13 protein-coding genes are annotated in these 16665 nt (G+C 70.9%); 8 read left to right on the forward strand and 5 right to left on the reverse strand.

The window, feature by feature from the left end; translation table 11 throughout:
- Positions 1-330 precede the first annotated feature (330 nt).
- Positions 331-1878 carry an MFS transporter gene (locus tag ACFWX1_RS43410; RefSeq protein ID WP_378395746.1) on the reverse strand — a complete coding sequence of 516 codons (1548 nt, stop codon included), beginning with the start codon at positions 1876-1878 and terminating at the stop codon, positions 331-333.
- A 74-nt stretch (positions 1879-1952) separates the two neighbouring features.
- Positions 1953-2474, reverse strand: coding sequence for a hypothetical protein (locus ACFWX1_RS43415; protein WP_378395747.1), 522 nt, complete (start codon positions 2472-2474; stop codon positions 1953-1955).
- A 318-nt stretch (positions 2475-2792) separates the two neighbouring features.
- Between ACFWX1_RS43415 and ACFWX1_RS43420 the strand changes: the two genes are divergently transcribed.
- Entirely contained in the window at positions 2793-5210 is a 2418-nt protein-coding gene (locus ACFWX1_RS43420) for a penicillin acylase family protein (protein WP_378395748.1), read from the forward strand.
- Here the strand turns inward: ACFWX1_RS43420 and ACFWX1_RS43425 are convergent.
- Together ACFWX1_RS43425 and ACFWX1_RS43430 are read right to left on the reverse strand one after the other, a co-directional pair.
- Entirely contained in the window at positions 5188-5829 is a 642-nt protein-coding gene (locus tag ACFWX1_RS43425; RefSeq protein ID WP_378395749.1) for a CoA transferase subunit B, read from the reverse strand. The genes ACFWX1_RS43420 and ACFWX1_RS43425 overlap by 23 nt on opposite strands.
- Positions 5830-5831: 2 nt before the next feature.
- Positions 5832-6536, reverse strand: a complete 705-nt coding sequence (locus ACFWX1_RS43430) for a CoA transferase subunit A (RefSeq protein ID WP_378395750.1) — start codon at positions 6534-6536, stop codon at positions 5832-5834.
- Between the two features lie 166 nt (positions 6537-6702).
- Between ACFWX1_RS43430 and ACFWX1_RS43435 the strand changes: the two genes are divergently transcribed.
- From ACFWX1_RS43435 to ACFWX1_RS43465, 7 genes are all read left to right on the forward strand, one after another.
- Positions 6703-7467, forward strand: a complete 765-nt coding sequence (locus ACFWX1_RS43435; RefSeq protein WP_378395751.1) for an IclR family transcriptional regulator — start codon at positions 6703-6705, stop codon at positions 7465-7467.
- A gap of 532 nt (positions 7468-7999) precedes the next feature.
- Positions 8000-8641: a hypothetical protein gene (locus tag ACFWX1_RS43440; protein WP_378395752.1), complete on the forward strand. Its 642-nt coding sequence runs from the start codon at positions 8000-8002 to the stop codon at positions 8639-8641.
- The gene (locus tag ACFWX1_RS43445) at positions 8631-10295 is read left to right on the forward strand and encodes a GH3 auxin-responsive promoter family protein (protein ID WP_378395753.1); all 1665 of its coding nucleotides are present in this window, start codon (positions 8631-8633) and stop codon (positions 10293-10295) included. The genes ACFWX1_RS43440 and ACFWX1_RS43445 overlap by 11 nt, the downstream gene beginning before the upstream one ends.
- Complete coding sequence (locus ACFWX1_RS43450; RefSeq protein WP_378395754.1) at positions 10292-11170, forward strand: SAM-dependent methyltransferase; 879 nt, start codon at positions 10292-10294, stop codon at positions 11168-11170. Before ACFWX1_RS43445 ends, ACFWX1_RS43450 begins: the two co-directional genes overlap by 4 nt.
- A 2-nt stretch (positions 11171-11172) precedes the next feature.
- Positions 11173-12591 carry an NAD(P)/FAD-dependent oxidoreductase gene (locus tag ACFWX1_RS43455; RefSeq protein WP_378395755.1) on the forward strand — a complete coding sequence of 473 codons (1419 nt, stop codon included), beginning with the start codon at positions 11173-11175 and terminating at the stop codon, positions 12589-12591.
- Positions 12588-13694 carry a hypothetical protein gene (locus ACFWX1_RS43460; RefSeq protein ID WP_378395756.1) on the forward strand — a complete coding sequence of 369 codons (1107 nt, stop codon included), beginning with the start codon at positions 12588-12590 and terminating at the stop codon, positions 13692-13694. The genes ACFWX1_RS43455 and ACFWX1_RS43460 overlap by 4 nt, the downstream gene beginning before the upstream one ends.
- Complete coding sequence (locus ACFWX1_RS43465; protein ID WP_378395757.1) at positions 13694-14404, forward strand: DUF6182 family protein; 711 nt, start codon at positions 13694-13696, stop codon at positions 14402-14404. The genes ACFWX1_RS43460 and ACFWX1_RS43465 overlap by 1 nt, the downstream gene beginning before the upstream one ends.
- A gap of 93 nt (positions 14405-14497) precedes the next feature.
- Here the strand turns inward: ACFWX1_RS43465 and ligA are convergent, their stop codons facing one another.
- On the reverse strand, positions 14498-16489 hold the full coding sequence (gene ligA, locus ACFWX1_RS43470) for an NAD-dependent DNA ligase LigA (protein WP_378395758.1): 1992 nt from the start codon (positions 16487-16489) through the stop codon (positions 14498-14500).
- Positions 16490-16665: the final 176 nt, after the last annotated feature.

The following is a 16665-nucleotide window of genomic DNA, read 5'->3' on the forward strand; positions in this document are numbered from 1 at the left end:
CCTTACCGGCGCTCAGCGCCGGTAAGGAGTCCTTCACGGCGCCAAAGTCCACAAAGGACGAACGTGACCGTGGTGGGTCGCGCGGCAAGTCCGCCGCATGGGGGTTTTCTCGGCCGCGATCGACCCAGGCAACGGCCGCGGCGGGCCTTCGCCCTGGTCAGAGGCGTTGCGAATGGGGCATTGGAGCCGTCCAACGCCGCCAATGTCCCATTCGCGTCATCCCGCTACCGGACCCCATGCCCCGAACGCGTCGTTCACGACGTTCACCGTCCCCAACGGAGCTTTCGAGACACCGCCACCATGCCTCCCACCGGCGGTCCACAAAGGACGTCAGGTGTCGCGGGCGGCTTGGAGGGCGGCGTCGGAGCGGACGCGGCGGAGCAGCACCGCCGAGAGCACGGCGGCGACGAGCATGATCGCGGCGCCTGCCAGTCCGGCGACGCGCAGGCCGTCGAGGTAGGCCTCGTTGGCGGCGCTGGTCAGGGCGGGGCCGAGGGGATCGGCGAGCCGCCCGGCTATCTCGGCGGCGGCGCCGAGGGTTTCCTTGGCGGCGTGCAGATCCTGGGGCGCGAGCCCGGCGGGGGCGAGATCGAGCAGCTTGGCACCGTAGACGCCCCAGCCGACACTGCCCAGCACCGCCATCCCCAGCGCCCCGCCGAACTCGGTCCCGGTCTCCGAAATGGCCGAGGCCGCGCCGGCACGCTCCGGCGGCGCCGTGGCGATGATGAGGTCGTTCGCCAGCGCCGAAACGATCCCGATGCCGACCGCCATCACGAAGATCGCGGGGATGATCACCGCGAGGCCCGAGCCGATCTCGAGCCAGTTCAGGACCAGCATCCCGGCCGCGGCGATCGCCAGCCCGGCACTGACGACATAGCCCGGCCGGATCCGGCGCACCGCCGTGGTGGCCACGGTGATGCCGACCGGCATCCCGAGGAAGCCCGGCAGCGACCACAGCGCCGCGACGAGCGGCCGCATCCCGAGTACCACCTGGAGGTACTGCGCGACGAACAGCAGCACGCCCATCATCGCGAACGTGGTCAGCGCGTTGGCCGTCACCGACGCGCTGAAACCGCGCTCGGCGAACAGCCGGACGTCGATCAGCGGCCGCGGCCCGCGCTGACGGCGCAGGAAGAACACGCCGATCACGAGCCCGGCGACGACCGCCGCCACGGGCACCGGGCCGATCCCGTCCGCGGCCATCTTCTTGATGCCGTAGATCACCGGCAGGACCGTGCCGAACGACAGCAACGCGCTCAGCAGGTCGAACCGTCCGGCAGCGGGCGCCTTGAACTCGGGGACCAGGCGGGGGGCGAGCACGAGCAGCACCACCATCACCGGCACGTTGATCAGGAACACCGAGCCCCACCAGAAGTGTTCCAGCAACAGCCCGCCCACGATCGGGCCGAGCGCGCTGCCGCCCGCGAAACCCGCCGTCCAGACGCCGATCGCGGTCCTGCGCTGCGCGGCGTCGTGGAACATGTTGCGGATCAGCGAAAGCGTCGACGGCGCCAGCGTCGAACCGCCGATGCCGAGCAGTGCGCGGGCCGCGATGAGCATCTCCGGATTGGCCGAATAGGCGGCGAGGACGGACGCCGCGCCGAAGAGCGCGGCACCGATCATGAGGAGCTTGCGCCTGCCGATGCGGTCGCCGAGCGTGCCCATGGTGATCAGCAGGCCTGCCAGCAGGAAGCCGTAGATGTCGAGTATCCACAGTGTCTCGGTGGCCGACGGCCGCAGATCCGCGCTGAGGAAGGGCAACGCGAAGAACAGCACCGACATGTCCATCGACACGATCACGCCGGTGAGGACCAGCACGCCGAGCCCGGTCCAGGCTCCGGCGGCGGCCTTGGGTGCCGGTTGCGTGGGTTCCACCATACCCGCGGAGTATACGGAAGAATCGCCTGAGCATTATCGGCACGCGTTATTCTTGGCGTGCTCTCGGGTTTTCGTCAGAATTGCAACCACTGGGTGAACAGCGCGGGCGAGGCGGCGAGCACGCTGAACCGCACCAGCCTGCCGGCGAGTCCCGTCACCAGGAAGGCCGACAGCCGCATGCGCACCAGGCCCGCCAGCAGGGTGGTCGCCATGAGCGGCGGCAGCCCGATCAGCGCGCTGACGCCGTAGGTCCCGTTCATCCACAAAGGATTCCGGACGCAGCGTTCCCGGAGCGCGTCCAGCCTGGCCTTCAGCCACTTCGTCTTCGCGCGCAGGAACTCCCGCCACCGCGTGCTGCGCCGCTCCCGGTGCAGCCGCTCGTGCAGGAACCGCGGCAGCCTGATCGACCCGCGCGCCGCGAGGAAGTAGAGCAGCTTCCCGGCGACCTGGCCGAGCGCCGCCGCGGCGCCGATCGCCGCCCATGGAATCCCCGGCTTGCTCGTCACGAGCCCGATCACGAAGACCTCGATGCTGAAGAACGGGATCACCGCGGACCCGAACGCGATGCCCAGCGTCAGCAGCAGCCAGCCGAACATCTCGCCTCCCCGGAATTCGCGTCTTCGACGCTAACAGCCGGACGCCCGGGAATCGGTAGGGCCAGCCCCCGTATCGGAGCTGCGGCGGGCCTCAGGCACTTGCTGCATATACCGGATCCGGCCTTCCGGGAAAACCCCTATAGGGGTCACCTGAACGGCGTAAAGGGTCGTGAAGGGGCGGGAGGAATTCGCGAACGGGGGTTGCGTGACGAGTTTCGCCGTGGTTGCAGCCGCACCCCCATAGGGGCTGGTGGTCGCGCGTCCGTATCCGATAGACAGCAAACGGAGAATCCGGCCGAACGCGGACGAGGTGATCACATGGCGGTGACGTCCCGCCGCGGACCCGTGGGCGACGGCAGCACGCGGCGCCGGTCGGCGAAGCGGGTGCGGCTGCGCGCCTTCCTCGCCGTGCTGGCCAGTCTCTGCTGGGTGACAACGGTTCCCGTCGCGGCCGCCGCGCCCGCCGCGTCCTACGAGGTGGCCGGACTGCGCAAGCCGGTGGACCTGCTGGTCGACAAGTGGGGCGTGCCGCACATCTACGCCGCCGACACCAGCGACCTGTTCTTCGCGCAGGGCTACAACATCGCGCGCGACCGGCTGTTCCAGATCGACACCTGGCGGCGGCGTGGCCTCGGTACGCTCAGCGAGGTCCTCGGACCGTCCTATGTGGACCAGGACAGGGCCGCGCGGCTGTTCCTCTACCGCGGCGACATGGACGCGGAGTGGGCGTCGTACGGGCCGGAGGGCAGGCTCGCCGCGACCCGGTTCGCCGAAGGCATCAACGCCTACGTCGACTGGCTGGCCCGCAACCCCTCGGCCGTCCCGCCGGAGTTCGGCAAGCTCGGCTACCGGCCCGCCCGCTGGCGCCCGGAGGACGTGGTGCGCATCCGCACGCACGCCATCGGGGAGAACCTGTCGTGGGAGGTCATCCGCGCGAAGCTGGTCTGCCAGGCGGGCCAGGGCGCGAGCCGTTACCTGCGGAGCCTGCGCCCCGCGCACGAGGCGGTGGTGCCCGCCGGGCTGGACCCGTGCGCGATCCCGGACGACGTGCTGAAGGTGTACAACCTGGCGACCGCCGCGGTTTCCTTCACCGGCAAGGGATTCGAGACCAAGGACGTCGCCGACGCCACCACTGGCAGCAACGCGTGGGCGATCGGGCCGGGCCGCACCGCGTCGGGCCGCCCGATCCTGGCCAACGACCCGCACCGCGGCACCGACGCGCTGCCCTCGGGCCGGTACGTCGCGCAACTGTCCGCGCCGGGGCTGAATCTCGCCGGGGCCGGCGAGCCGTGGAACCCGGGAATCGCCATCGGGCACAACGGGACCATCGCGTTCGGCCTGACCAACCTGCCGATCGACCAGACCGACCTGTACGTCTACGAACTCGATCCGAAGGACCACAACCGCTATCGCTACGGCGACGGCTGGGAGCGGATGACCACGGTCACCGAGACCATCCCGGTGCAGGGCGCGGCGCCGGTCACCCGGGAGCTGGCGTTCACCCGGCACGGCGCGGTCGTCAAGGTCGACGAGGCCGCGCACCGGGCGTTCGCGGTCCGCTCGGCGTGGACGCAACCGGGCAGCTCGGCGTATCTGGGCAGCCTGAACTACCAGCGGGCCAAGAACTTCGGCGAGTTCACCACGGCCATGCAGAAGTGGGGCACGCCGGGATCGAACCTGGTGTACGCCGACACTCACGGCGATATCGGCTACGTCCCGGCCGGGCTGACGCCGCGCCGCACCGGCGCGAACTACGACGGTCTGCTGCCCGTGCCCGGCGACGGCCGGTACGAGTGGAACGGCTTCCACGCGAACAGCGAACTGCCCGGCCAGCACAACCCGGCGGCTGGATTCTTCGCCTCCGCCAACGACTTCAACATTCCGCCGGGGCATCCCGTGGTGTCCAATTACGAATGGCAGCTGCCGTACCGCAAGCAGCGCATCGACGAGCTCATCAGGTCCCGCCCCGGGGCGACCGTCGCGGATTCACTGGCACTGCAGAAGGACGAGAAGTCGCTCATGGCCGGTGAACTGCTCCAGTACCTTCGCGGACTGTCCTCTTCGGACCCCGACACCGCGCGTGCTCTGGACCTGCTGCGCGGATACGACGGCGTGGCTTCGGTGGACTCGGCGCCCGCCGCGCTGTTCGAGATCTGGATCATGAAGCACCTGCACGCCGCGTGGGCGCACGCGGTGCTGCCCGCACCCGCCGCGGACACGCTGGCGAACACCATCAACCCCGACTACAGCCTGGTCCTCGCGTCGTTCGCGGATCCGAAGGCGTGGCTGGGCCCGGACGGCGCGGCGGTGCGCGACAAGCTGATCCTCGACACGCTGCCCTCGGCGTTCCGTGAGGTCGCGGGCAAGCTCGGCCCGGACACCTCGGCCTGGCGCTGGGGCGCGCTGCAGTTCCAGCAGTTCCGGCATCCGCTCGGCGACCCGAACGTCGGCCCGACGCCGGTCGGCGGCGACTACCACACCGTCCACCCGTCGTTCTTCTTCCCGGCGAACTACCAGCAGATCATCGGCGCCACCTTCAAGATGGCGCTCGACGTCGGCAACTGGAACGGCTCGTCCGCGATCAACGCGCCGGGCCAGTCCGGTGATCCGCGCAGCCCGCACTACCGCGATCTGAACGGATTGTGGGCCTCGGGCGGCGCGTTCCCGTTGCTGTACAGCCGGGCCGAGGTCGAGCGCAATCTCGACGTACGGATCAGGCTGCAACCGCCGCGCTGACCGGAGCGGCCGTCTTGTCGCGGATCTCGTCCGGCGACACGCCGGGTGCGATCTCGGCGAGGCGGAGTCCCGCCGGGGTGACGTCGAAGACGGCGAGGTCGGTGATGATCCGGTCCACCACCCCCGCGCCGGTCAGCGGGAGCGTGCACCGCTCGACGAGCTTGGGCGTGCCGTCCTTGGCGACATGATCGGTGAGGACCACGATGCGCCGCGCGCCGGCGACCAGGTCCATGGCCCCGCCCATGCCCTTGACGAGCGCCCCGGGCACGGTCCAGTTGGCGAGATCGCCGTTGGCCGCGACCTGGAGCGCGCCGAGCAGGGCGATGTCGATGTGACCGCCGCGGATCATGCCGAACGAGGTCGCGGAGTCGAAGAAGCTCCCGCCGGGGGCGAGGGTGACCGTCTGCTTGCCCGCGTTGATCAGATCGGCGTCCTCCTCGCCTTCGGCGGGGAAGGGCCCCAGCCCGAGGATGCCGTTTTCGCTCTGCAACGTGACCCGGACGCCGTCCGGCACGTGGTTGGCCACGAGCGTGGGAATGCCGATCCCGAGATTGACGTAGTCGCCGTCGCGCAGCTCGCGGGCGGCGAGGGCGGCCATTTCGTCCCGTGTCCAGGCCATGATCACACCGTCGCTTTCGGCCGCAGGGTCAGTTTTTCGATCTCCTTGACGCGCTCCCGTGCCGGGACGAGCCGGTCGACGTACACGCCGGGGGTGACGACGACGTCCGGGTCGAGGAAGGTGTCCAGCACGATCTCGGCCTCCGCGACGCTGACCCGTCCGCAGGTCGCGACCAGCGGGTTGAAGTTGCGGGCGGCGTAGCGGTAGGTGAGGTTGCCCGCCGGGTCGGCGGTGTGGGCGTGGACGAGCGCCACGTCGGCGACGATGGCGCGTTCCTGGATGTGGGTCACGCCGTCGAAGTCCGCGTGGGGCTTGCCTTCGGCGACCGGGGTGCCGACGCCGGCGCGGGTGTAGAAGGCGGGGATCCCCGCGCCGCCCGCCCGCATCCGCTCGGCGAGCGTGCCCTGCGGGACGAACTCGACGTCGAGGTCGCGGTCGAGATACTGCCGGGCGAACAGCTTGTTCTCGCCGACGTAGGACGCGATCACCTTGCGCACCTGCCGGTTCTCCAGCAGCAGGCCCAGCCCCTTGCCGTCGACGCCCATGTTGTTGGACACGATGGTCAGGTCGCGGGCCCCGGAGTCGCGAACGGCCTCGATGAGGTCGTTCGGATTGCCGCTGAGGCCGAAACCCCCGACGGCGATGGTGATGCCGTCGGCGAGCACATCGGCGAGTGCCGCGGCGGCGCTGGGGTAGCTGGTTGACACGCGAGCCTCTTTCTCTCTGTCGGCGCTGTCTGCTCAGTGAACGCAGCGACATTCAAGGCAAGAGCCCGGTAATCCGTCAATGACAGGGAGATCCGCAGCGCCGAAGTTCTCGGCTGATGACCGATCTCGGCCGAGGCGTTCACTGAGTGGACGTACGATGGGTGCCATGGACACTCCACCGGCGCATGTGACCGGCCGGATCGCCGCCGTGCTGCACGCGGTTTCGGCCGCTCCGGAGCGGGGGGCCTCGACGTCGCAGATCGCGCGGGCGACGGCACTGGCCCGGCCGACCACGCACCGGCTGCTGACGGCGCTCGCCGACGAGGGCTACGTCGACCGTGACCGGCGCACCGGCCAGTGGTTCCTCGGCCCGGAGCTGTACCTGCTGGGCGAGGTCGCGGCCCGGCGGTACGACGTCACCCAGCACGCGCGCGCCGGGGTGCACCGGCTCGCCACGGCCACGGGGGAGAGCGCCTTCTTCTCCGCCCGCCGCGGCGACGAGACGGTTTGCCTGCTACGGGAGGACGGGGACTTCCCGATCCGGTCCTTCGTGCTCTACGAGGGGGCGCGGTTCCCGCTCGGCGTGGTCTCGGCGGGGCTGGTCCTGCTGGCGATGCTGCCCGACCGCGAGATCGACGCGTACCTGCGGCGGACCGATCTCGTCGCCCAGTGGGGCCCGGCACACGCCGCCGATGCCGTGCGGGAACGGGTGGCGCTCACGCGGGAACTCGGGTACGCGGTCAACCCCGGCCTGGTGGTCGAGGGCAGCTGGGGGATGGCCGCGGCGGTCTTCGACCGGGCCGGCGAACCGGCCTGGGCACTGACCCTGACCGGCGTGGAGTCCCGGTTCCGGGAAGACCGCCGCCCCGAGCTGGGGGCGTTGCTGCTCAAGGAAGCCCACGCGCTGACACGGACCCTCCAGCCGCGATGACGGGCGGGGCGGTGATCGCGCCCGGCTCCCGCCTGGCCGTGCGAGCGGACGTTTTCCGCGGTCATTTCTCCGCGCGATATCGACGTTGTCGAAAAGCGGGGTCGTCCGGCCTTGGCAGAGGATATTTCGCCGGCAATCGGCGGTCTTCGACGGCTTGAGCGGCGATTGATTCGCTTTCGAACGCGAGAGGTCAGGATGGTCATTTCCTCGGAGTGGGAGGCCATCGGTGTCATCGCGGGTGTTCACCCGTCGCCCGTCGTGTGCTAGGAAGGAATTCCGGAAGATCGGGCCGGCCACGGGGAAGCCGGGTTCCGGTAGGGGGTTTGAGTGTTCGAAAAGGCGTAGCGGCGCGGGGCTGAATGGCGCGGCCGCGGCCGTCGCGACAGGAGATCGTCGACATCCCGATCACCGGTGGGGACCGGAGGTCGGTCTGGGGGAGGGGACAGCTCGTGAGCTCATGCCGTGCGAATCCGCGCATCCGCGCGAGAGTGGTGGACACGGCCGCGGACGTCATCACCGGGCGGAGCCGGTGATGAGCGGCGAAGTCCCGGATTTCACCGTGCTGCTGGGGACGGACTACGCGGGCAAGACGACGGTGCTCTCGGCGTTGTCCCGGCGGGGTGTGCGGTGCGTGTCCTACGATGCCGCCTTCGTCAGGCCGGACTGTTCGCTGGTCAACGATCTCCGGGAGGGGTTCCTCGCCCACGCGCTGCGCGGTCTCGGCCGAGGTTATTCGGCCGACTTCGTCCTGAGTCTCCTGCAGACGTCGGTCGTGCACCTCCGGGACGAGATCCTCCGCGCCGATCGGGGAAGCCCGGTGCTCGTCGACTCCTACTACTACAAGATCCTCGCGAAGTGCGTGCTGACCGGCCTCGTGAACGAGGACATTTTCGCCTGGTGGCGGACGTTCCCCCGGCCGCGCCGGATCATCCTGCTCGAGGTCGATCCGGAAACCGCTTGGGCCAGGAGCGGCCGCGGCGCCCGGGCGAACGGCTTCGAATACTACGGCGATTTCCCCACGTGGAACGGTTTCCGGCGGTTCCAGGCGGATCTCCGGCAACGGATGGTGGACGAAGTGGACGGAGTCGAAATGGTCTCGATCGGCCGTGCCGATCACCGGGAACGCGTCGCGGCCATCGCCGCGAGACTGGGCGGGAGAAGTGATGTCGCGTAGCTGGGGGAGTCAGCAGGTCGAGCGCTACCGCCGGCGGGTGCGGGCGGAGCGCGGCGGGATGCGCGAAGCACTCGGCGCGATCGAAACGGTGCGCGCGAGGGTTCTGGCGACGATGCTCGCCGAAAACGAGGACACCGCGTTCGGCCGCGAACACCGGTTCAAGAACATCCGCGGCTGGAAGGACTTCCGGGCCGCCGTGCCGATCCGTGACTACGCCGCGCACGCGCCGTGGATCGAGCGCGCGGCCGCGGGGGAACGGGGTGTGCTCTCGGCCGACGAACCGGTGGTGTACTTCACGAGCAGCGGGACCACCGGCGACCGGAAGAAGATCCCGGTCACCGGGGAGTTCATGCGGACGGGCTTCTTCCCGCCGTTCTACGCGGCGTGGGCTTCCCTGGTGGAACGGTTTCCCGAAGTGATCTCACGCGAGGACAGCACGCTCAACCTCAAGCACGACCCGGTGAGCCGGTTCCCGAAGACCGGGTCGGGACACCCGCACCTCGGAGCGAGCCAGCTCGACTTCGGGGCGGCGTTCGGCGAGCCGCTCGCCGCCGAGCCGGGTTCGCGTGCGCCGTGGGGCACGCTGCCGGTCGCCATGGCCGACGACGATCATCTCGGCAAGGCCTACGTCCGCCTCAGGCTCGCGGCGGAACACGACGTCCGGTGCGTGATCGGGATCAACCCCGCCATGGTCGCCGCCTTGCCGTACCAGCTCGAACAGTGGTGGCCGCGCCTCGTCCGCGAACTCAGGGACGGCACGGTCGCCGGACGGCACGTCGGGCAGGCGAATCCGGGACGGGCGGCGGAACTGGAGCGGCTCGCTTCCGCCGCGGGTGTGCTGCTGCCCGCGCACCTCTGGCCGAACTTCCAGGTGATCTTCTGCTGGACGGGCGGGCTGGCGTCCCTGTATCTGCCGCGGTTGAAAGAGTGCTTCGGCCCGGATGTCACCGTGCTGACCGCGCCCATCGCCGCGTCCGAAGGATTCGTCGGCGTGGCACTCGACGGCTCTCCGGATGCCTGCGAGCCGGCGGTCGGCGCGGCCTTCCACGAGTTCGTCGACGCCGACGTCGACCTGCGTCAGGACAGTGAGACGGTGTCCTTCGCCGATCTCGAGCCGGGGCGGGAATACCACGTCGTGCTGAGCCACGTCGGAGGGCTTTACCGGTACGCGCTGGGCGATGTCGTCTCGGTGGCCGACCGGCACCAGGGGATTCCCCGGCTGACGTATGCCGGCCGGAACACCTTGTCCGATGTGGCGGGTGAACGTCTGCGCGAGTCGCACGTCGTGCGCGCGCTGCGGCGGGCACTGGCCGCGAGCGGACGCGAAGTGCACAACGCGACCTGCCGTCCGGTGACCCCCTCCGACGGGCGGCCACGGTACGAGTTCGCCGTCGCGGCGCGAGAAACCCTGCGGGACGACGAGGCGGTGAGGCTGGCGGTCGGACTGGACCTCTCCCTGACGCGGTTGTCCGACGGCTACCGGCTCGCGAGGGCGGCGGGCCGGCTCGATCCCGCGGTCGTGCGTGTCCTCGAAGCGGACGCGTTCCAGCGCCAATGGCAGGCCAGGGTGGCCGACGGGGTCCGGCCGTCACAGGTCAAGGACCGCGTGTTCCAGCGTGACGATCAGGCATGGCGAAAGCTGGTGAAGGCGTGAAGACACAAGACTTCGACGCGGTGGCCAGGACCGCGCTGCTCACCACCGCGCTGCGGACGAGGGAGACCGCGCGCCTCGACCGGCTCTATGCCGACCCGTACGCCGAGGCGCTGGCCGGTGCCGTCGGGAGGAACCTGTTCGACGAGGTCGCGCGGATCACCGGCGCCCACCGTCCCACGGTGGCGCCGGACGGGCGGAAGCTCCCGAACACGTTCGACTACAACGCCATCCGGACGCGCTTTTTCGACGACTGGCTGGCCACGCGCCTCGCGGAGGGACATGACCAGGTGGTCATCGGCGCCGCGGGAATGGACACGCGTGCCTACCGGCTGACGTGGCCTCGCGCCGTCACCGTCTACGAGGTCGATCGGCCCGCCGTGCTCGGCTACAAGCGAGCGGCGCTGGCCGGCGTCGAGCTCGCCGGGAACGTGGAGCGCAAGCTCGTGGGCGCCGACCTGGCGGCGGACGGATGGCGCCCGGCGCTGGCCGCGGCCGGCTTCGATTTCGGCCGGTCGTCGGTCTGGTTGCTGGAGGGGCTGCTCTACTACCTGGACGGCGACGCCGTCCGCCGTCTGCTGGCCGGACTCGGCGAGGCCTGTGCGCCGGGCACCCACCTGGCCTGCGACCTGGTTAACGAGGTCGCGCTGTCGGCGCCCTCGACACGTCCGCTGCTGCGGCTCTTCGCGGACTGGGGCTCACCGTGGCTGTTCGGCAGCGACGAGCCCGAGCGGATGTTCGCCTCCTACGGATTCGACGTCGCCGCGGTCCAGCCGGGTGAGCGGGGCGCGCACTACGGGAGGTGGCAGGACACCGTGATCGCGCGCGACGTGCCCGGCGTCCCGAGAGTGTTCTACGTCCACGGAAGGCGGTCCTGACCATGCCGCGGGCGGTCGTCGTCGGCGGCGGCGTCGCCGGGCTGACCGGGGCGATGGCGTTGCGCGAGGCAGGTTACGACGTCCAGGTGCTGGACCGCGACCGGCAGGACCCGCCCGCGTCGGTGGAAGCCGCGAACACCGGCTGGGTCCGGCCGACCGTGCCACAGGCCCTGCACTCCCATTCGTTCACCAGCCTGGGAAACGGCATACTGCGGCGGCACGCCCCGGCACTGCACGCCGCGCTGCTGGCCGCGGGCGCGGCGGAACTCGACCTCACCACGGCGATGCCGCCGGTGGTGCGCGCGAGCCCGCGTGAACCCGGCGACACCGAACTCACCGTCCTGGCGTGCCGACGGCGGACCTTCGACGCGGTACTCGCCGGCGTCGTCCGGCGCACGGGGGTCCCGGTGCGGCGAGGGACGGCCGTGCGCGGCCTCGTCTTCGACGCGGGCCGGGTCGCCGGGGTGCGGCTGACCGGCGGTGGCACGGTCGCGGCCGACCTCGTCATCGACGCGACCGGACGGCGCGGGGAGTCCCGGCGCTGGCTGTCCGAAGTGGACATTCCGGTGGCGGCGGACACGGTGTGGCCGTCCCGGGTCACCTCCTTCAGCCGGTTCTACCGCGGTCGTGGCCGGGGGATGCCGGGGACACTGAACCGGGGCAACGCCGCGGGTGGCGTCTTCGACCACTACATGGCCGTCGTGCACCCGGGGGACAACGGCACCTTCTCGATCGCGATCGGCGTGCTGCCGGAGGACGGAGTGCTGAAGGCGGTACGCGACCAGCGGGTCTTCACGGCGCTCGCGGCGGCGACCCCGTACGTCGATTCCTGGGTGCGGGAGGAGGCGAGCGAGCCGGTTTCGCCGGTGTATGCCATGCGGTGCCCGGACAACGTCGTGCGCGGTGTCGCGACCACACGTCAGCGACCGGTACCCGGCCTGCTCCAGCTCGGTGACGCGGCGTGCCTGACCAGCCCGGTCTACGGCCGCGGCGTCGGGCTGGCCATGGCACACGCCTATGAGCTGGCCCGGCTCGTCGCCGGGTGTCCCGAACCGGGCGACGAGCAGAGCGCCCGCGCCGCGATGCTGGCCGAGCGGCTGCTGGTGCCCTGGGCACGGCAGGGCGGACGCGACGACGAGGAGCGGGTCGCGCTCTGGCGGGCGACCGTATACGGCGCCGCGCGCCCACCCGCCGGGGACCGGCTGGGACTGGGCGACGCGGCCATGGCGTCGATGTCCGACGCCGTGGTGTGGCGCGGGCTGGCCCGGGTACTGATGTCGCTGGACAGTCCGGGGGCGTTCTACGACGACCCGGACATCCGCTCCCGGGTTCGCGCGGTGCTGGCCACCCGGCCGGCTGCCGTGCCCACGGCGGCAGACCGCGATCTGGTGGTACGGCTGGTGGAGAAGGTCGCGGGATGACCAAGGTCCTGATCGCGCCGGTCACCATCACCCCGACGAAGGCTCTCACGCCGAGTCACCTCAAGGGCCTGCTCTGGGTCGACGTGATGTACCGCGCGACGTCGCTCGTCGCCGACGTCACCTATCGCTACAGCAACACGACGTACAACGTCACCGCGCAGACCCTGGGGTACTGGGAGTTCCTGGATCGCACCTTCGGCGACATCGACTACTCGGCACACAGCGAACTGCGGCTCGGCGAGCTGTACGTGCGCTATCACCGTGAACGGCGGCGCGTGCCCTTCGGAGCGCTCGAGGCGTACTCGCGGGCGGTCGAAGCCACCGGCTGGGTGCATCCGGCGAGCGCGCGTCTCCTGACGATCTGGCAGGACTACTTCGCGAGGCTCGGCATGCACGATCCCGGTCTCACGGCGGTACAGCCGCCGGGGCTGGGCCTGGAGGAGATGATCGAGCACCTCGCCGGACGCGATCTGTGCCTGGACACACGCGCGACGGGCGGGCCGGTGTACCTGGACGTCACCCGGTTCGGGGTGCCGCTCCGCCAGATCGTCACCGCCGAAGACCAGCCGAACTACCTGGCGGGCGCGTTGCGCGAACTCGTTCCGCTGGCTCCGCTCTTCGATGAGGTCGTGCTCGCCCACGATCGCGAACTGACCGAGGATTATGTTGCCTTGCAACGGTTGCTGGGCGCACTGGGCGCCCGGGTCGTGCGCGTCGTCGTCGACCGCGTGCCGATCGACGGAGTGGTCCGGTCGAGCAGGCACGGTGGTTGGGAGGAACACACACCCTCGGCGCTCTTCGACCTGTTCCCGGGTGCCGGGCCGGAGGTGCTCAGGCTCGGCATGCGGTTGTACTTCGTCGCCGTCCTCGGCAAGGGGAGCGGGCAGTCCTTCCGCGCCGACCTGCTGGCGAACAGCTTGAGCCGGGCCGCGAAACTGCTGGCGTCGCCCTCCCGCCGTCATACCCCCGGCGAGATCGCGGAGTACGTCGGGCGTCACAGGGGCGCGCATCGCCATGTCGACGCGTACCGGTTGACGTCGTCGCTGCTGAGCAGGCACCGCGAACCACCCGTCGCCGAGCTGGCGAGGCAGGTGTATTGCTGATGCTCACCCAGCAGTTTCTGCGTGCCGAACTCGCGCGCCGGGTCTCAGCCGCCCGCGCCGGTGAGCCGCGGTTGCAGGCCGGGCAGCTGCCGGTACCCGACCTCGAACAGCTGGCCGAGGCGAAGAACGACGCACCGGACATCGCCGCGGTCGCGGTGCTGCGCGGCTTCGATCCGACGACGTTCGTCCAGTCCTCGATCGAGTTCGCGCTCCGGCTCGATCCGCGGCTGGGGCGGTCCTGGTGCCAGGCGTTCACCCGGACGTTGTTTCTTGCCGGGAACCCCGGAAACCTCTCCGGCCGGTTCGTCTTCGACCATGTCTCGCCGGATGGTTCGGTGGCGTGGACGCGGCCAGTGCCGCCGAAGCAGTCGCTGGGGCTGCGCCGCCTGTTGAGGCGCTTCGACGGTTCCGTGCCGCTGACCGGACCGGCGGTGGCGGAGGTACATGTGCCAGGACCCGCCCGCGGCCGGGCGCATCTGCTCCAGGTGGCCACCGCGGGCGTGGCCGTCACCGACTACCTGGTCCATGTGAACCACGTGCTGGCGGAAGCCGTGGTGAACGGGACCCTCGCGCCAGGTGACCGGCTGTTCGTCGAGCAGGTGCCGCGGCTGGCACCGGCGGCGAGGTATTCGGCGCTGAGGGTGGACCGGGACAACCTGGAGCCCGAGAAGCTGCGTGCCTACGCGGGGCTGTCAGCGCTGCCGGAGTGAAGAGCCCGGCTGTCCACATCGGACAGTTAAGCCTCGCGTACGGCGACCACCGCGAAAATTCGCTCCACCGGACCGTCCGGCGGCGGCCGTGGTTCAGACGACGTTCGCCGCGATCAGCTGCTGCCAGATCTCGCCCTGGTCGACGATCTCGACGCCGAGCTTCTCGGCCTTGGCGAGCTTGCTGTCCCCGACCCCGGCGCCGGTGATGAGCAGATCGGTACTGGCCGACACCGAGGACGCGGTCGCGGCGCCCGCCTTCTCGCACAGCCGCTGGAAGACCGGGCGCGCGACCTTCTCGCCGGAGCGCGGGTCGCTGATCGCGCCGGTGATCACCACGGTCTTGCCCGCCAAGGGCGCGTCGGCCGCGACGACCGGCGGGAGGTCCTCTTCGCGCACGTCCAGGGAGACGCCTGCCTCGCGGAGCCGTTCGAGCTCGGGCCGCAGCCGGGTGAGGTGCTCGATAAGGGAGGCGGCGACCTTCGGCCCGATGTCCTCCACGGCCACGAGGCCGTCGACGCCCGCTTCGGCGACCTCCTCGAGCGAGCCGAATCCCGCACGGCACAGCCGGGCGGCGGTGCCGTCGGAGGCCATCGGGATCGCGAGCCCGATCAGCGCCCGGCGCAGCCCGACCGCGCGGCTCGCGTCGATCGATTCGATCATGCGGGTGGCCGAGACCTCGCCGATGCGCTCGAACTCCAGCAGCCGTTCCTTGGTCAGCCGGTAGAAGTCCGACGGGTTCTCCAGCAGCCCGGCCTCGGCGAGCCGTTCGATCCAGACTCCGCCGATGGCGTCGATGTCCGCCGCGGCCCGCGAGGCCCAGTGGATCAGTCGCCGCACGGTCTGCGCGGGGCAGGAAACGTTGGTGCAGAACAGTTCCCGGCTGTTGCCCTGTTCGGTCAGCGGCTGCTCGCACGAGGGACACGTGGCGGGCGGCACGATCTCCCGCTCGGCGCCGGTGCGCTTCGACGCGTCGAGCACGCCGGCGACGAACGGGATCACGTCGCCCGCGCGGCGGACCAGCACGGTGTCGCCGATCTTGATGTCCCTGGCGCGGATGACCTCCTGGTTGGCCAGCGTCGCCCTGGTGACCGTCGTCCCGCCCACGAACACCGGCTCGAGCCAGGCCACCGGGGCGATCTTGCCCGTCTTGCCGACGTCCCAGACCACGTCGGCCAGCACGGTGGTCTTCTCCTCGGCGGCGAACTTGTAGGCCAGCGCGCCCCGGGGCGAACTCGACCTGGTCCCGGCCGCGGCGTAGGCGTCCCGGTCGGCCAGGCGCAGCACGGCGCCGTCGAGGTCGTAGTCCAGCTCGTTGCGCTGCCGCTCGATCGTGGCGATCACCTCCTGCGCCGCCTCCGCGCCGGCGCAGCGGCGCATGTCCGCGGCGGTGAACCCGATCGCGTGCAGCGCGCTGCCGAGGTCGGCGTCCGTGCTGTCGGGGTCGGTGTCCAGGTCGAAGGCGAAGAACCGCAGGCGCCGTTCGGCCACGGTGGCCGGATCCTTGGCCCGCAAGGTGCCCGCCGCCGCGTTGCGCGGGTTGATCAGCGGCTTGTCCGGGTGCGCGATGTTGTACGCGGCGAAGGTGGACCGCAGCATGACGGCCTCGCCTCGTACCTCGACCCGGCCCGGCGCGCCGACCCGCTCCGGCACGCCGTCGGTGAGCGCGCGCACCAGGATGGTGACGTCGTCGCCGGTCGTCCCGTCCCCTCGGGTGACCGCGCGCGCCAGCCGCCCGTCCTCGTAGACCAGGGCCAGCGACAGCCCGTCCAGCTTCGGCATCACCACCACCGGCTGGCCGGGGAAGCGGTCGAAGAACGCCGCGACCTGCTCGGGCCGGGTCGCCTTGTCCAGCGACAGCATGGGCCGCGAATGCCGGATCGGCGCGTGCAGCACCGCGGGCGCGCCCACCTGCTCCAGCGGGTTCGGATCGGGTGCCAGCTCCGGGTTCGCCTCGATCAGCCCGCGCAGCTCGTCCTCGATCGCGTCGTACTCGGCGTCGGCCACCAGCGGCGAGCCCCGGTAGTAGGCGTCACGCAGCGCGACGACCCTGTCGGCGAGTTCCTGAATGCGTTCCCGTGCTTCCACACCGCGAGACGCTACCCGGGCCCACCGACAAGAACATCTCCTGGCAGGCCGGACGGCGCCGCGGGCCGGGCTGGAGCCGGGGGGGGGGGGGGGGGGGCGCCCCCCCCCCCCCCCCCGCCGGGGGGGGGGGGGGGCGGAGGGGGGGGGGGGGGGGGGGGCGCGGGGGGGCCGGGCGC

Origin of the sequence: Amycolatopsis sp. NPDC059021 (assembly GCF_042739895.1) — a bacterium.
In the GTDB taxonomy this organism is placed as follows: Bacteria; Actinomycetota; Actinomycetes; order Mycobacteriales; family Pseudonocardiaceae; genus Amycolatopsis.

Bases quoted from the DNA above. Each gene is read 5' to 3' on its own strand.
- ACFWX1_RS43410 (WP_378395746.1), bottom strand. From the start codon at position 1,878: ATGGTGGAACCCACGCAACCGGCACCCAAGGCCGCCGCCGGAGCCTGG.
- ACFWX1_RS43415 (WP_378395747.1), bottom strand. From the start codon at position 2,474: ATGTTCGGCTGGCTGCTGCTGACGCTGGGCATCGCGTTCGGGTCCGCG.
- ACFWX1_RS43420 (WP_378395748.1), top strand. From the start codon at position 2,793: ATGGCGGTGACGTCCCGCCGCGGACCCGTGGGCGACGGCAGCACGCGG.
- ACFWX1_RS43425 (WP_378395749.1), bottom strand. From the start codon at position 5,829: ATGGCCTGGACACGGGACGAAATGGCCGCCCTCGCCGCCCGCGAGCTG.
- ACFWX1_RS43435 (WP_378395751.1), top strand. From the start codon at position 6,703: ATGGACACTCCACCGGCGCATGTGACCGGCCGGATCGCCGCCGTGCTG.
- ACFWX1_RS43440 (WP_378395752.1), top strand. From the start codon at position 8,000: ATGAGCGGCGAAGTCCCGGATTTCACCGTGCTGCTGGGGACGGACTAC.
- ACFWX1_RS43445 (WP_378395753.1), top strand. From the start codon at position 8,631: ATGTCGCGTAGCTGGGGGAGTCAGCAGGTCGAGCGCTACCGCCGGCGG.
- ACFWX1_RS43455 (WP_378395755.1), top strand. From the start codon at position 11,173: ATGCCGCGGGCGGTCGTCGTCGGCGGCGGCGTCGCCGGGCTGACCGGG.
- ACFWX1_RS43460 (WP_378395756.1), top strand. From the start codon at position 12,588: ATGACCAAGGTCCTGATCGCGCCGGTCACCATCACCCCGACGAAGGCT.
- ACFWX1_RS43465 (WP_378395757.1), top strand. From the start codon at position 13,694: ATGCTCACCCAGCAGTTTCTGCGTGCCGAACTCGCGCGCCGGGTCTCA.